Below are 13,004 nucleotides of genomic sequence, written 5' to 3'. Positions count from 1 at the left end.
ATCTTGGGGCGGGTCCGCTAAGCGAGTCTGAATACGATGCGGCCTTGCTCGTCGCCCTGAGGCTTCAGCACTGTGGCCTGGTAACCTCATCAGAGTGGGTCGCGATGGTGCGTCAGGCTAACGCCGCGCTATTGATGTTCGCTGAAGACGAAGCGATTACGCCTCGCTTGCCCATACAGAAAGAGGAGTGGCCGCGGGGACAAGCGGGCTAAGTGCTTCGGTGTCACAGTGCTCCCTCAGGCATGCGAAGGGAGGTACAGCTGATAGCAAATCCACCGCTCCGCAGTCTCCTTGGTCTAAGTGGAGAGATTAAGTCGCTGAAAGGCTAAGGGCAGATACAAGAAGCCCAGCGCTGGGCCGGGCTTTAGATTTTTAATTGCTCGAACTTTCCAGGTGCGGTAAATCGCCATGCAACCCTAAAGGCCGCTCCGCCGCTTATCAATTCTGATTGCTGAATTATCGCCGGCCACCACTTCACGAGGTTCTGCGCCTTGCTCCAATAGGGTTCCTGCCCCCATTGTTTTGCCAGGCAAAAAATGGGTAAACCGCACTCGCGAAACGCCCTCCGTTCCGCGTCACCCTTGGTGAACTTGTCTTGCGATACGACAGTCCAGCGCCCTTCAGTTTTCAACTCTGAAATCCAATCGATGTCGATGGTGTTTTGCTTGAACTTATCACGAAGCGCTATAACTTGGTGCCCCTCTAGCTTGCACAATTCGTGAAGAGCTCTTGCTATTGCGGGAGGGAGATTGTTGTCAATCAGAAAATTCAAGCAGCAATCCTATGCTCAAAAGTTACTGCCGCATCCACTGCGGAAGCCGTAATTTCAAAAATCATCGAGACACGTTTTGCATCCTGGCCCTCGGCCAAATATGCATGGTAAATCGCAGCTGTATCGACGCCAGTGGACGACAAGACGGGCTTGCCAAAATTACGATTTGGGTCCAGTACAATTGCCTTGCTTCGCTTTACTGGGTACCAGCGTTGTGCACGCCCTTCGCCTGTGTAATCAATACCCTCATAGAGGGATGGGCCGATTACCTGCCTGAACGCATACTGTCGTTTCGCAAGGTCGAGAATAGCTTCGTCGCCGGTCTCGTCGAAAACGGTCGCAAAAATACTTCTTCCGTCGGTTTGGAACCGCTTGCAAGTGAACGGGTAGCGTTGATCAAAAATCTCTGCGGCCTGCCTGGATGCCGAGCGAATAGCCTGAAGGCTTACGCCATGCTTTCGAAAAGCGTGCACAAACCTGATTTCTAACAGGTCGTGAAAGCCTAGGAGTTTTTCCTCGGTCGAGTCTATTTCTGGCGTCCAAAGCCCAGCGTGATCGACGCCATCGGCTTTGTAACCAAACATCCATCTGCGGATGTCTTTTGCAGGTATGCCCGTGTACATGGCCGCCTCTGCAGGCGTATATATCCCCACCCCAATGAGGTGGCTTGCGTTCTCGAATCTTTTCATGCGCCCCCCTTGTCCGTGGGTTAACCAAAAAATCCATTTTGGGGATGAACGAGGCTTCGTTCAACACATCTTAGACGGGCTGCTGCAAAGAAGGTCACTATCCCACATCAAAATTTTCGTATCTGCGCCTTCTCAGCATCCCCCTCCCCGCAAAACTCTCCTGACCTTCACATCTTCCGCATACCCCGCCAGCTTGTCCTCGGTTTCCTGGAAGGAGAGGGCGATCTTGATCAGGGCGTCGGCGCCTTGCTCATCCGCGTCGGCCTAAAACCCGCCCCACCAAACCAAGTGATTGCTCAAATCTCTCTACACAGCCCCAAGCACCAGCCAGGTTGCCCATAGAAATGGCTCAACGTCATCAGCTCAAGCACGACAACCATCACACAGAAAGCTACAAACCCACGTGTGAATACGCGGCGAGGTTTTTGATAGGGTTGGTAATTGCAGAGTGAGCTGCAAAGATTTCCCAAGAACTCTAGAAACTCCATCAGGAATTAGCCCTACCTCATCAACTCACCCAAAAAGCGCGCGCTGCCATTGCTGCTCGCCGATGATGGCGATAGGTGTTCCAGCCTCTCTCAACTCCACCGCCTTCATTATTTTTGTCCCATAGGAGCTGTGGCGCCATTGGTCATTTCCAATGCTGCCAACCACTAGGTAGTGAATCTTTTTGCTCACCCCTCCACCGATGATGCCGCCACGCTCTTCTACTAAGGCCTGACAGTCTTTTCGAGGTCCGTAGGCCATGATTCCAGTGAAAACGAACAATCTACCGTCCCAAGTGAGATCTGGTTCTGGACGATTGAAGGGAAGGTCGTTGGGCGTGCTGAAGGTCTGATCGCTAGCCTTTGGCTTTTCGGCACTCAGGCCCGAAAAGCTCTGCAGCAAGCCGATAAGCTCAAGGGATTCCTCTGGGTCTAGCACCCCATCCAAGAGCATGTTAGAGAGCCGCGAATACAGCAGGTTGATGACAGGATCATCAAGGTGAGTGAGATTCGTTTCAAGCCAGTCCTTGAGGAATAAGCCTTCGGCGGTAGACACGACACCGTCGGCGGCGAGGCCTGCTGCCAAGCCAACGAGGGCGTCAGCTGAGCGTCTATCTATCCTGGAGCTATGGAAGTATTTGCTCTGCTCGAATTCACTGTGAATGTCAGTCATCTCAATTCCTTTTAGATGATGCGCGATAGCGACTATAAATCCCTGCAACGACAGACGATTCCATCCAGCAGAGGGCATCTGTAAGCCTCAATGCTTTTAACTATATTGAGTCTCGCTCCTTAATGAAGCGTCCTAACCTTGCGACTTTCGCCGATCCTGATTCGATCCAAGGCCCTGTTTAATCCGTCTAGCGCGTCCAGGAGGGCTTTTGCTTCGACCTCCCTACCATCCCCCCAAAGCCGTTCAGCCATTTTGTTGAGGGTCTGGATGGATCGCTCGATATCAGCAGCAGTTGCTGCTTTGCTGTTTGATGGCTGTTTCTTTAGCATTCAACACTTCCGCGGCGCTTGAGAATCAGCGAGCAAACATTCCCCACCAGAACACGTGACCCAGGATCGAGATCTGCTGTTCCTGGATCTCTTGGAACGTGTAGTCCTCATCCGGATGCTCGTCACGATTGAAGCTTCGCAGACGCAAACCAGTGGGCAGGCGATAGACCTGCTTCACGCGCAGTTGGCCGTTGTGATTGATCGCGTAGAGGTCGCCATCGACGATATCGCCAAGCGAGTTCTTGCCGGTGTTCACGCCTACCGTGGCGCCATCGCGCAGCACAGGGAACATGCTGTTGCCGCGGGCGATCACGCATTTGGCATTATCGAACTGCACGTTGTTGCGGCGCAGATCGCTCTTGAAGAAGCGCAGCTTGGCGGTATCACTTTCCTCGATCACAAACCGGCCAGAGCCGGCTGCCAGCTCTACTTCGCGCAGGAAGGGGACGTAGACCTCGTCGTCAGGGAGCGGGGTTGTGTCATCCCAGGTCTCGATGTTGGCGAGCTTGACGCCTGGCTGGGCGTGCGCTGATGGCTCTGCACTCGCCCCTTTAAGCATCTCCCCGACACCTTCAGCGAGCCACATCGGGGAGACGCCGCACACCGACGCTATCTGAGCAGCAAAGGCGGTCGCCTTCGACTTGCCGCGCTCGAGGTCGGAAATTGAGGTTTGCGTGAGGCCAGCGCGCTCTGCAAGCTCGGTTTGATTGAGCTTGGCGTGTCTGCGGGCTGCTTTGAGTCTGTCTTTGAATTCCATCTTGCGAGTATTACGGGTGCTCCCATAGCCTTGCAAATCGGCATTCCCATAACCTACTATATGGGTATTCCCGTATGGAGGGGCATCATGAACGCAATTTACAAGGGCCTCGTTGATTACTTCGGCACCCAGGAGGCCACCGCCGAAAAGCTCAAGGTTGATCAAAGCACCGTTTCCGGCTGGGTTCGGGGGAAGCACGGCATGTCTCCGGTTATTGCTAAGCGAGCGGAGGCGCTGACCGAAGGCGCTTTCAAAAAAGAAAAGCTTTGTCCGTCGTTTCCCTGGGCCGAGATGGCCGCCTAAGCGACATCCCTGTCCGCCGATCCATTGAGCAAATGATCGCTTCTGCACCGGCAGGGCGCCACGGAAACAGAACTGAGGTTTTACGAATGGAAGATTTTCTGCGGTCCTGCCAGAGCGCTGTGCTGGACAACGAGGCGAAGGCTTTGGCCGCCAAGATGGGGGTTCCACATGTGAGCCTGCTGCAGCGCGCCAACCCGGACAACGATGCACACCACCTGACGGTTGAGCATCTGTTCGGGATCTTGCTTCACACCGGGGATATGCGGCCCCTGGCGGCACTGGCCAGTGAGTTTGGCTTTGACCTGGTGGCTCGTACCGCGCCGAAGCCGCAGGCCCTGACCAAATCACTGATCAGCGTTGGCAAGGAAGTGGCTGAACTGACCATCGCGGTACATGAAGCCCTGGATGACAACCACGTCAGCGCTTTCGAGAAGTCCCAGATCCGCCAAGAGATTCAGCATGTCCGCCACAGCCTCGACGTGATGGATGCGTCGGTGAAGGCAGCCTAAATCCCGGGCACAAAAAAGCCGGGATTGCGCCCCGGCTGATTCATTACCACTTGATGAGGCCGATTATGCAGAGCCAACCCAATTCCAGCAATACCCCTACCAATATCGCGCCACGTTTTCAGAGTTCGCAAAACGTGGCGCGGACTATGTCGTCTGTTGAGATCGCCGAACTGACCGGAAAGCTGCACAAGAACGTGCTGGCTGATATCCGTTCGATGCTCGCTGAGCTCGAAATCGACTCGGCTGATTTTTCAGCCCAGTACAAGGACAGCACCGGGCGCTTCCTGCCTTGCTTCAACCTCAACCGAGAGATGACCGACACGCTACTGACCGGCTACAGCGCCAAGATGCGCCTGGCCGTAGTTCGCCGCTGGCGTGAGCTGGAAGCAGCAATTGCCCAGCCACGCGAGCTTTCCCGCATGGATCTGATCCAGCTGGCCTTTGAGGCTGAGCAGGCACGACTTCAGCTGACCATCCAGGTCGAAGCCCAGGCTACCAAGATCCACTCCCTGGAAAACCTGTTCAAGGAAGGCATGACCCACACCCAATTCTGCAAGGGCCTCAACGGGGTCAACGTGATGCAGGTGGGCAAGTACCTGGAGAGCCGGAACTGGCTCTATAACGAGAGCAAGTCCGGCCTGCGCCTTCGCGTGGCTTCCTACGCTCGCGACAAGTACATGACCGAGCACCAGCACGAAGTCACTCCCCACGGGAAAGAGGCCTTTATTTCCTTCACGCCGGTCTTGCTCAAGAAGGGCGCGGTGCGCCTGTACGACCTGTATCTGGCTGGCGAGCTGCCTATGAAAAAGACCTGGGACGGCCTGTTCACTCACGACAAGGCCTTGCGAGGTGCCGCGTGAGCATGGTGCCTACGACTTCATGCCCAGTATGTGGCGACTCCAGCCAGGAAGCTCGCAACGCCATGTACTGCTATTCCCTTGAGGTGCCAGGTGCCTCTGTCTGCGGAGAGTGCGCCGAACGAATTGCGAACGCCTATAGCAAGAAGCATGGCGGTACCTGGCTTACCTGGCCGAACGAGGAGGCGCCAAGGCCTAAAAAAGCTGTTATCGGCCAATCCATAAGAACCCAGGTTTTCGAGCGCGACCTGTATCGCTGCCTGCGCTGTGGCGATCACAGAAACTTGCGGGCTGATCACATTTACCCTGAAAGCTTGGGCGGGGAGGCCGTTTTAGAGAATCTCCAAACACTCTGTGCCAGCTGTAATAGCTGGAAGGGCGTGAAGGTCATTGATTTCCGCGGATCGGCGGAGGCCTGAAATGCAGTTCACCATCACGATCAACCAGGTGAAGGCGCTTGAGTGGGGGCTGAACTCTCAGCAGGCCCTGCTGTTCGCCTTTATCTACGGCTGCCCGAGCTGGACCAAACCGGTCAAGACTGACGACGGGATCTTCTTCGCGCTGAGCAAGGCCAAGATCATTGAGGAACTGCCGCTGCTCACCGACAAGCCAGACACTGCCTATCGCATGCTGAAGGCCCTGGAAGAGGCTGGTTTAATCGAGCTTTCCAGCACTTCTAACATCACGCTTTTCCGACTGACCGAAAAGGCTGTCGAATGGAACCAGAAGCTTGATGGGTCGGAAAAATATCCGACCCCAGCAGAAAACAAAGGTCGGAAAAAAATCCGATCTACCTCGGAAAAATCTCCGAGCAAGGTCGGAAATAAATCCGAGCAAGGGTCGGAAAAAAATCCGACAAATCAGGATACCAATCATCAGGGTACTAATCAGGATACCAGTCAGGACTTGAACGGCGGCTCCGAAGAGCCGGCCGTATCCGGTGGGTTGGTGGTGCTTGATCGCATCGAAGTACCCCGAGTCGAAATTCCCGCCGACATGCCGGGCCCGAAAGACCAGACCTGCAAAACCTTCAAGGCCTGGGCGAACTACGCCATGGCCTACCGCAAGCGCTACAGCACTTGGCCGGTGTGGAATGCCAAGGTCGGTGGCCAGCTCGGCCAGCTGGTCGACCGCCTCGGCGCCGATGTCGCCCACCACGTTGCGGCTCACTTCCTGAAGAACAGCGATGCCGGAGTCGTGCGCAAGTGCCACAGCCTCAACGAGCTGCTGGTCAACGCCGAGAGCTACCACACCCAGTGGGTCACCAATCGCCAGATGAACGGGACCACGGCTCGGCAGATCGAGCAGACCCAAACCAACTTCAGCGCCGCCGAGCAGGCCCTTGAAGCGCTCCGAGCCAAGAGGGCTGCAGCCCATGCTGAATGACGCACAGCAAGAACGACTGCTCCTGTCCCTGTTTGCCACTGCTGAGGTGATGGGGCAGCAGCTCACCCAGGCTGCAGCACTGTTGATGGTCGAGGATCTGCGCGAATACACCGAGCCCGTGCTTACTGCAGCGCTTCGCAGCTGCCGTATCGAAGGTGGTCGACTCACGGTTGCTTCGATTCTGAAGCATGCCCAATCGGCCGATGGGCGCCCGGGAAAGGATGAGGCTTGGGCCATTGCCATGACCACGAACGACGAGTTCGAAACCGTGGTGCTGACCGACGAGATCCAGCTGGCCCTGGCTGCGGCGAAGCCCATCTTGGATGGCGGCGACAAAATCGGCGCACGTATGGCGTTCATCGACGCCTACCAGCGGTTCGTGAGTCAGGCCCGCGAGGATGCGAAGCCAGTCAACTGGCACGTGTCTGTTGGCTTCGACGCGAACCGTCGCATCCAGGCTGTGACCAAAGCGATTGAGCTGAAACGCATCCCGCGCGAACACGCCCAGAAGTACCTGGCGGACCTGAGTGTCGAGCCGGTTACCGAAGACGGACGCGCCATTGCTGGACTGCTGACTGGGCACGTAACCCGGCCAAAGCCCGCGCTCCGCAAGAAGCTTGAGCTGGTGAAGAGCTCGATGATGGAAATGCGCAGCGCCAGTGCAGAGAAAAAACTCGAAATGCGGATTAAAGCGGCCAACGAATTGGCTGATCGACGGGCTCTGCTGGTCAAGCAGGCGCAGGAATTGGAGCAACGGCCATGACTGACTACACCGAACTGAAGCGGCTAGTAGATCGTGTGCTGACGGATCGACGTTTCTGTGGCGACGAAAACCACAAGGCTCTTGCTGATGGCGTCGTGGCCCTGATCGCCGAGAACCAGGCTTTTAAAGGTCCGCACGACTGGCTGGCTGAAGACCTGATCAAGGAGCTGGTCGATAACGCCCAGGCGTTTCAGGAAAACTCGGACCATGGCGACAACGATCCATTCGCCATTGTTCTTCTGGCGGCGGCATCGCGCATCCGCAGACAGGAAGCGAGCATCGCCCAGCTCAAGGCCTATAACGAGCGGCTTGAGGGCGCTCTTGAGTTCAAAGCAATCGACGTGAAGACCTACAGGGATGCATATCAGCGGTTCCAAACTGAGAACGAGGCGCTGCGCAAGGCTCTGTCCGAGTGCGCTGACTCACTGCACGGGGAAATGCTCCAGAAGTTCGCCGGCCAGCAGCCTGAGGACATGCACCCTGTGACGCGCCGTGACTACGACCGAGACATGGCCGAGGTTGCCGGATACCGCTCCGCCCTGTCCAAGGGAGAGCAGCCATGAGTTGCGAATACTGCACTAATCCTGATGGCGTTCCATGTTTTCCGATCTATGGCCTGGGGCGGCACAGTCATCCTGCGCAAGGCGGAACAGTCTTTTCCGAACCACAAGAAGCTGAAGGATTCACTCCATCCAAGGATGAGCCAGGAATGGGCATTTGGTGGTGTCCAAAATGCGGAGACGGGAAGCCATGACGAACATCATTCATAAACCTCGCCACTTCTGGTCGTCGGGGCCGGCCCGAATCCGCGACGTGTTCAAGCTTGCATACCTCTTCGCAACCGAGCTATCGGCCATCGGCGCCGTCGAGATTATCGTCCGCCCAGTGAAGTCCCGGCGCACCTTGGACCAGAACGCCAAGCTCTGGGCAATGCTTGGCGACATCTCCCGCCAAGTCGAATGGCCGGTCAACGGGATCATGCAGAAGCTCGACAGTGAGGACTGGAAGGCGCTGATGACCGCTGCAGCCCGCCAGGAGATCCGCATGGCCCAGGGTATCAACGGAGGGGTAGTGATGCTCGGGGAGAGCACCAAGCGCATGACCGTAGCCGAGCTTGGCGACGTGATCGAGTGCATGTATGTCTTCGGCGCCGAGAAGGGCGTGATCTGGAGCGAGCCAAAGGGCCAGATGCCCGAGCAGTGGGAGCAAGCCGCATGAGCCATCAATTCAAGCCGGGCGACCTGGCGCTGATCATCGGGGCGATCACCGAAGCTGGCCGCGACTTAATTGGAAGAACTGTGGAGCTTGTCCACAAGGCCCCAGGTGGAGAGCACATTAGATTCGATGGTCGTCATTGGCTCGCTAAAGGCAAGGACTCTTGGATAGTAAAAGGGGATGGCCTTATCACCGTGTTCGGCGATGGTCGCGTTGCTCCAAGTGATGTCTGTCTATGTGCAGAGGAAAATCTTATGCCCCTGCGCGGCGACTTTTCTCCTGAGCAGCAGAAAGCCAAGGAGGTGGTGGCATGACCATCTACAACGAAGATATCCAGAAGTGGATCAAGCGCAGCAACCGCAAGAAAGCGAAGCTGGTTCGCACTGAGGGCCGCCACCACTACATCGTGTACTTCGACAAGGGGAAGGCTCGTGTTGGCGTTGTCAGTGACGGGATGTACTGCCGCTATGGCGTGAGCTGTTACGGAGCGATGCCAAACACCGATCCGTTTCACTGCTGGCAGTCTGGGCCGGGTGCTTGTGACGAGTCTGATGTAAAAGTCATGACGGATTACCTCAATGGGGTCTGTGATCTTCCTGACTTCGACTTCGGGTCGATTAAGGAGCTGAAATGGTGATCGCTGCCAAGCAACCCAGGCCCAAGACCTGCAAGAACCCAGCATGCGGAGAGAAGTTCGTCCCGCAGCGCCTGGGGCAGGTCGTGTGCAGCTACCCCTGCGGCTTGGCGATCAAGGAAGTGAACCAGGAGAAGGCGCGGAAGTCGCTGGCCCAGGTCCAGCGCCGGGAGATCAAGGTCCGCAAGGAGAAGCTGAAGAGTAGGGCGGACCACCTCCGAGAAGCCCAGGCCGTGTTTAACGAATGGGTACGCCTGCGCGACGCTGATCTCCCTTGCGTCAGCTGCGGACGGCACCACGACGGCCAGTACCACGCCGGCCATTACCGCACCGTAGGCGCGAACCCAGAAATCCGCTTCGAGCCCTTGAACGTCTGGAAACAGTGCGCCCCATGTAACACGCACCTGTCCGGCAACTTGGTGAATTACCGGCTTTCGCTCCTGCAGCGAATCGGCGCCGAGAAACTGGAGTGGCTGGAAGGGCCACATCCAGCACGCAAGTACACCATCGAAGAGATCAAGGCCATCAAGGCCGACTACCGCGAAAAGATCAAAGAACTGAAGAAGGGGATCGCAGCATGAAGCTGATCAACGCAAGGCAGGTATGGACAGAGGCTCAGCACGAATCGAACGCGTCGATCAGCGCTGTGGCAATTGAGCGGGCGGAGTCTGCTCCGGTGAAGACTGGTGGCCGTATCGGTAAGCGCGAGGCACAGTTCCCGGCGCTGGGCAGTGACAAAGGGGAAGAGGCGGCGCGCTTTGCTGTACCTGGGCAGCGCATCAGCATCAGCGAGACACGCCGCACGCCGATTGGCCGGTCCACAGCCCGCGCTGCCCACTTGGCCACGATCGGTAAGGTTCTGCGCGCCATCGATACGCTGCCGTTCCAGGTGCAGCAGTTCGGGCACTACCTGTACCACCCGGCAATGAACATGCGGCACCTGCTGAACGCGGTGCTGTTGGTCACCGCCAAGGCTCAGTTGCCAGACCTGACCTCGGCCAAGCGTGTGAAGGCTCAATACTTGGTAACCCTGGCCCTGCAGTCCTACAAGGGTGAGGCGCACGGCGCGGCAGAGTGGGGGCCGGCCCGGGTTGCCTCTGAGATGAAGGCGTTCTTCGGTGTCACCATCGAGCCTAAGCATTGGAGTCGTGACTGGCTCGCCTTATGGGAATCACTGAAAGAAGTGATCAAGGAAGTGGATATTCAGGCTCAGCAGCCGATCTGGCAGGTGATTCACTCGGAAAATGACGAAAGAGCGGCATAAAGATATTGACATGGTGGGGTTTTGTGCGTACTTTTCCCATAGTGCACAAGTAACGCGAAACGCACACGACACACTAAACCCGGCCAAGCGCCGGGTTTTTTATTACTCCTATTTCACCTGTAGCCAGGTTGGCTCTCGGGATAGCCTGGAGATCAATAGCCGGATAGTGCGACGTACGGAATCAACGCCGGCAGCACGCGTACTCTGACCTCACATGCTTGTGGAGTGACGCGATCGATGGGATAGGGCGTCGGCGCCGGGAACGTTATCGGTAGATTGAGATTTGTAGGGATGGGGAATAGCGCACAAAATACTGTTTGCATGTACAGTATTTTGCTGAGATAGTGATCCCACTCCTCGTGTTCCTAAGTAGCGAAAGCCAGCTTGCTGCTGGTACTGAGCTCTTGGATCGAGTGAAAGCCATGAGCTTCGAGCCATCGCCTGTGAGCGACATGAAAGCGGAATCCTCCGCAAGTAATCATTCGACACAAAGGTGAGAAAATGGACGAAGTAAAAATTGGCAAAAACTACACTACCATCAGCCCTCTCAAGGGGGTGGTTCAGATCGTAGCCCCAGCACAGAACGTTGCTGGTGTGGTGATCCGTACGTCGTGTATTGCGTCGGGTAAGGGGACTATCAACGTCATTGCGGGCCCCAAGACGCCGACCGGGATCACCGATATCAGCCAGGCCATCATCTTTGGTGCAAACGGCAATACAACATCACCAGGCCAAAGCTACGAGGCATTTATGCCTTACCCATTGTTTATTCCTGCGGGCCAAGGTTTGTGGGTGGTTGGCGATGATGCTGGTAGCTCAGCTATCGCCCTCACTTGGGACATTTTGAACTAAGTGTTTTTCAGCAAGGGCTGAGCTTATGCTTGGCTCTTTCTGAGCTTTGGTGGCATTCCGCACTGAAGTTGTAATGTGCCGTAGCTGCACCCTTAACTCTCAAGGGCTCACCATTTCGGTGGGCCTTTTTTATTGCATCCTCTAACCACTATCACTCTCCCCGAAAGGGAGGAATCGAGTATGTCCAACATGCCAGAAAAGAACCCTGACCTGTGGGCGGCAGCACTGGCATGGTTTGCTGTGCATCAGCCACAGATCTATGCAGGTGGTACGGCTGCCATTGTTGCCGTTTTCCGCGTGATCTATGGCGGTGGTAGTGGTCGCAAGATGGTGCTGGAAGCTGTCATCTGCGGCCTGATCGGCTCCAGTCTGATCCCTCTGCTTGAGTACTTCACGCTCCCGGCCAACCTGGCCACCTTCGCTGGCTGCATGGTCGGCTTTGTTGGAGTAGAGAAGCTGCGGGACTACTCCGATCGGTTCATGAGCCGCAAGGCTGAGGGCTGATCCGCGCCACGTTTTCGAATGCGCCAAATCGTGGCGCCAAATGAGGAACGCCCCATGAGCACCATCAGCGCCGAGTATTACCAGATCAAGGGCATGGTCAGTGACATGACGCCCGAGGAGCAGGCCGAGGTCGCGCGGGTTGAGGCCCTAGTGGTTGAGCTGGCCAAGTCGTCCCAGTCTGCGGCCCTTGGCGTGATTCTGGCCTCTATCAAGCTGTCACTGGAAGTCTGAGTTGAGTTCGGGAGTAGTGCCAGAGTGATGAAGATGATTGCTCGAGGGAATGGCTTCATTATCGATTTCCTGTAGTTGGAGGATTCGATACCCATTATCAGGACCTATAAAAAGCGTTCCATCCAACTAGGTGCTTTTACCCCCCACCCTTACTAAATGCTCAGCCCTGAGGCTACACAATGACCACCAAGCAACCCGACTGGGAGGCGATCGAACGAGCCTACCGGGCCGGCGCGCTTTCCATCAGAACCATCGCTGAGCGCCAAGGCGTGAGCGATACCGCAATCAGAAAGAAGGCCAAGGCCCTGGGATGGGCGAGAGACCTTTCTGAGCAGGTGCGGAAAGAGGTTCGCAGCAAGCTGGTTCGCGGAGAGGTTCGCAACGACCAAGGCGCGAACCGCGAACTTGATGCAGAAATCATTGAGGAGGCCGCGGAGGAAGGCGCACAGGTTGTTCGCAGTCACCGCCGTGATATTCGCAAGGCCACGAATATTGCGAACCTGCTGATGGATGACCTGTTCACCACGATCAAGCGCCGCGAAGAGATCGAGGACGCCATCGCTGAAGAGACTGCCGATGATGAGAGTGGCTTTCGTCGTAGCTCGATGTTTGCAGCCGTGGCCCTGCCCAGCAATGCCAAAACCCTTTTCCAGTTGTCCTCGGCTATGAAGAACCTCCAGGTGCTCGAGCGTCAGGCATTCGGCCTGGACGAGAAGGAGAAGACTGACGAAGCGGACGAACTGTCCAAGTTGATGGATGAACTATCGAAGGAAGCCTGACC

General features: G+C 56.4%; 21 protein-coding genes. 16 read left to right on the top strand and 5 right to left on the bottom strand.

What is annotated here, in order from left to right; genetic code table 11:
- Positions 1 to 364: 364 nt before the first annotated feature.
- The 5 genes from WIN67_RS17815 to WIN67_RS17795 form a co-directional block, all read right to left on the bottom strand.
- Positions 365 to 772 (bottom strand): hypothetical protein, encoded by a 408-nt coding sequence (locus WIN67_RS17815; RefSeq protein WP_339069668.1) that lies wholly within the window; start codon positions 770 to 772, stop codon positions 365 to 367.
- Positions 769 to 1,461 carry a DUF433 domain-containing protein gene (locus WIN67_RS17810; RefSeq protein ID WP_339069666.1) on the bottom strand — a complete coding sequence of 231 codons (693 nt, stop codon included), beginning with the start codon at positions 1,459 to 1,461 and terminating at the stop codon, positions 769 to 771. Before WIN67_RS17810 ends, WIN67_RS17815 begins: the two co-directional genes overlap by 4 nt.
- Positions 1,462 to 1,974: 513 nt before the next feature.
- Entirely contained in the window at positions 1,975 to 2,619 is a 645-nt protein-coding gene (locus WIN67_RS17805) for an NAD-dependent DNA ligase (RefSeq protein WP_339069664.1), read from the bottom strand.
- A 119-nt stretch (positions 2,620 to 2,738) separates the two neighbouring features.
- Positions 2,739 to 2,948, bottom strand: coding sequence for a hypothetical protein (locus WIN67_RS17800; RefSeq protein WP_339069662.1), 210 nt, complete (start codon positions 2,946 to 2,948; stop codon positions 2,739 to 2,741).
- A gap of 25 nt (positions 2,949 to 2,973) precedes the next feature.
- On the bottom strand, positions 2,974 to 3,705 hold the full coding sequence (locus tag WIN67_RS17795) for a helix-turn-helix transcriptional regulator (protein ID WP_339069660.1): 732 nt from the start codon (positions 3,703 to 3,705) through the stop codon (positions 2,974 to 2,976).
- 87 nt (positions 3,706 to 3,792) lie between these two features.
- Here WIN67_RS17795 and WIN67_RS17790 point away from each other — a divergent pair, with 87 nt between their 5' ends.
- From WIN67_RS17790 to WIN67_RS17720, 16 genes are all read left to right on the top strand, one after another.
- Positions 3,793 to 4,008, top strand: coding sequence for a YdaS family helix-turn-helix protein (locus tag WIN67_RS17790; RefSeq protein ID WP_098963812.1), 216 nt, complete (start codon positions 3,793 to 3,795; stop codon positions 4,006 to 4,008).
- An 86-nt stretch (positions 4,009 to 4,094) separates the two neighbouring features.
- A complete protein-coding gene (locus tag WIN67_RS17785; RefSeq protein ID WP_123394334.1) occupies positions 4,095 to 4,517 on the top strand; it encodes a phage regulatory CII family protein in 423 nt (140 codons plus the stop codon).
- A gap of 65 nt (positions 4,518 to 4,582) precedes the next feature.
- Positions 4,583 to 5,377, top strand: coding sequence for a Rha family transcriptional regulator (locus WIN67_RS17780; protein WP_339069656.1), 795 nt, complete (start codon positions 4,583 to 4,585; stop codon positions 5,375 to 5,377).
- A 2-nt stretch (positions 5,378 to 5,379) separates the two neighbouring features.
- Positions 5,380 to 5,793: an HNH endonuclease gene (locus tag WIN67_RS31145; RefSeq protein ID WP_372859272.1), complete on the top strand. Its 414-nt coding sequence runs from the start codon at positions 5,380 to 5,382 to the stop codon at positions 5,791 to 5,793.
- A 1-nt stretch (position 5,794) separates the two neighbouring features.
- A complete protein-coding gene (locus tag WIN67_RS17775; protein WP_339069655.1) occupies positions 5,795 to 6,760 on the top strand; it encodes a phage replication protein in 966 nt (321 codons plus the stop codon).
- Entirely contained in the window at positions 6,750 to 7,523 is a 774-nt protein-coding gene (locus tag WIN67_RS17770) for a hypothetical protein (protein ID WP_339069654.1), read from the top strand. The genes WIN67_RS17775 and WIN67_RS17770 overlap by 11 nt, the downstream gene beginning before the upstream one ends.
- Complete coding sequence (locus tag WIN67_RS17765) at positions 7,520 to 8,086, top strand: hypothetical protein (protein ID WP_339069652.1); 567 nt, start codon at positions 7,520 to 7,522, stop codon at positions 8,084 to 8,086. Before WIN67_RS17770 ends, WIN67_RS17765 begins: the two co-directional genes overlap by 4 nt.
- A gap of 187 nt (positions 8,087 to 8,273) precedes the next feature.
- Positions 8,274 to 8,741 carry a recombination protein NinB gene (locus WIN67_RS17760; protein WP_339069651.1) on the top strand — a complete coding sequence of 156 codons (468 nt, stop codon included), beginning with the start codon at positions 8,274 to 8,276 and terminating at the stop codon, positions 8,739 to 8,741.
- A complete protein-coding gene (locus tag WIN67_RS17755) occupies positions 8,738 to 9,052 on the top strand; it encodes an NfeD family protein (RefSeq protein ID WP_339069649.1) in 315 nt (104 codons plus the stop codon). The genes WIN67_RS17760 and WIN67_RS17755 overlap by 4 nt, the downstream gene beginning before the upstream one ends.
- Positions 9,049 to 9,375: a hypothetical protein gene (locus tag WIN67_RS17750; RefSeq protein WP_339069647.1), complete on the top strand. Its 327-nt coding sequence runs from the start codon at positions 9,049 to 9,051 to the stop codon at positions 9,373 to 9,375. Before WIN67_RS17755 ends, WIN67_RS17750 begins: the two co-directional genes overlap by 4 nt.
- Positions 9,369 to 9,953, top strand: a complete 585-nt coding sequence (locus WIN67_RS17745) for a recombination protein NinG (RefSeq protein ID WP_339069646.1) — start codon at positions 9,369 to 9,371, stop codon at positions 9,951 to 9,953. Before WIN67_RS17750 ends, WIN67_RS17745 begins: the two co-directional genes overlap by 7 nt.
- A complete protein-coding gene (locus WIN67_RS17740) occupies positions 9,950 to 10,636 on the top strand; it encodes a hypothetical protein (RefSeq protein ID WP_339069644.1) in 687 nt (228 codons plus the stop codon). Before WIN67_RS17745 ends, WIN67_RS17740 begins: the two co-directional genes overlap by 4 nt.
- 501 nt (positions 10,637 to 11,137) lie before the next feature.
- Positions 11,138 to 11,488 carry a hypothetical protein gene (locus tag WIN67_RS17735; RefSeq protein ID WP_339069642.1) on the top strand — a complete coding sequence of 117 codons (351 nt, stop codon included), beginning with the start codon at positions 11,138 to 11,140 and terminating at the stop codon, positions 11,486 to 11,488.
- Between the two features lie 180 nt (positions 11,489 to 11,668).
- A complete protein-coding gene (locus tag WIN67_RS17730; protein ID WP_011062053.1) occupies positions 11,669 to 11,992 on the top strand; it encodes a phage holin, lambda family in 324 nt (107 codons plus the stop codon).
- A gap of 54 nt (positions 11,993 to 12,046) precedes the next feature.
- Positions 12,047 to 12,223: a hypothetical protein gene (locus WIN67_RS17725; protein WP_339069640.1), complete on the top strand. Its 177-nt coding sequence runs from the start codon at positions 12,047 to 12,049 to the stop codon at positions 12,221 to 12,223.
- 179 nt (positions 12,224 to 12,402) lie between these two features.
- Positions 12,403 to 13,002: a hypothetical protein gene (locus WIN67_RS17720; protein WP_339069639.1), complete on the top strand. Its 600-nt coding sequence runs from the start codon at positions 12,403 to 12,405 to the stop codon at positions 13,000 to 13,002.
- Positions 13,003 to 13,004: the final 2 nt, after the last annotated feature.

Origin of the sequence: Pseudomonas idahonensis, from assembly GCF_037903935.1 — a bacterium.
Lineage (GTDB): Bacteria > Pseudomonadota > Gammaproteobacteria > Pseudomonadales > Pseudomonadaceae > Aquipseudomonas > Aquipseudomonas danubii.
This window is presented reverse-complemented; position numbering and strand designations above follow the sequence as displayed.

Coding starts and splice junctions, on each gene's coding strand:
- WIN67_RS17810 (WP_339069666.1), bottom strand. CDS start 1,461: ATGAAAAGATTCGAGAACGCAAGCCACCTCATTGGGGTGGGGATATAT.
- WIN67_RS17805 (WP_339069664.1), bottom strand. CDS start 2,619: ATGACTGACATTCACAGTGAATTCGAGCAGAGCAAATACTTCCATAGC.
- WIN67_RS17800 (WP_339069662.1), bottom strand. CDS start 2,948: ATGCTAAAGAAACAGCCATCAAACAGCAAAGCAGCAACTGCTGCTGAT.
- WIN67_RS17795 (WP_339069660.1), bottom strand. CDS start 3,705: ATGGAATTCAAAGACAGACTCAAAGCAGCCCGCAGACACGCCAAGCTC.
- WIN67_RS17790 (WP_098963812.1), top strand. CDS start 3,793: ATGAACGCAATTTACAAGGGCCTCGTTGATTACTTCGGCACCCAGGAG.
- WIN67_RS17785 (WP_123394334.1), top strand. CDS start 4,095: ATGGAAGATTTTCTGCGGTCCTGCCAGAGCGCTGTGCTGGACAACGAG.
- WIN67_RS17780 (WP_339069656.1), top strand. CDS start 4,583: ATGCAGAGCCAACCCAATTCCAGCAATACCCCTACCAATATCGCGCCA.
- WIN67_RS31145 (WP_372859272.1), top strand. CDS start 5,380: ATGGTGCCTACGACTTCATGCCCAGTATGTGGCGACTCCAGCCAGGAA.
- WIN67_RS17775 (WP_339069655.1), top strand. CDS start 5,795: ATGCAGTTCACCATCACGATCAACCAGGTGAAGGCGCTTGAGTGGGGG.
- WIN67_RS17770 (WP_339069654.1), top strand. CDS start 6,750: ATGCTGAATGACGCACAGCAAGAACGACTGCTCCTGTCCCTGTTTGCC.
- WIN67_RS17765 (WP_339069652.1), top strand. CDS start 7,520: ATGACTGACTACACCGAACTGAAGCGGCTAGTAGATCGTGTGCTGACG.
- WIN67_RS17760 (WP_339069651.1), top strand. CDS start 8,274: ATGACGAACATCATTCATAAACCTCGCCACTTCTGGTCGTCGGGGCCG.
- WIN67_RS17755 (WP_339069649.1), top strand. CDS start 8,738: ATGAGCCATCAATTCAAGCCGGGCGACCTGGCGCTGATCATCGGGGCG.
- WIN67_RS17750 (WP_339069647.1), top strand. CDS start 9,049: ATGACCATCTACAACGAAGATATCCAGAAGTGGATCAAGCGCAGCAAC.
- WIN67_RS17745 (WP_339069646.1), top strand. CDS start 9,369: ATGGTGATCGCTGCCAAGCAACCCAGGCCCAAGACCTGCAAGAACCCA.
- WIN67_RS17740 (WP_339069644.1), top strand. CDS start 9,950: ATGAAGCTGATCAACGCAAGGCAGGTATGGACAGAGGCTCAGCACGAA.
- WIN67_RS17735 (WP_339069642.1), top strand. CDS start 11,138: ATGGACGAAGTAAAAATTGGCAAAAACTACACTACCATCAGCCCTCTC.
- WIN67_RS17730 (WP_011062053.1), top strand. CDS start 11,669: ATGTCCAACATGCCAGAAAAGAACCCTGACCTGTGGGCGGCAGCACTG.
- WIN67_RS17725 (WP_339069640.1), top strand. CDS start 12,047: ATGAGCACCATCAGCGCCGAGTATTACCAGATCAAGGGCATGGTCAGT.
- WIN67_RS17720 (WP_339069639.1), top strand. CDS start 12,403: ATGACCACCAAGCAACCCGACTGGGAGGCGATCGAACGAGCCTACCGG.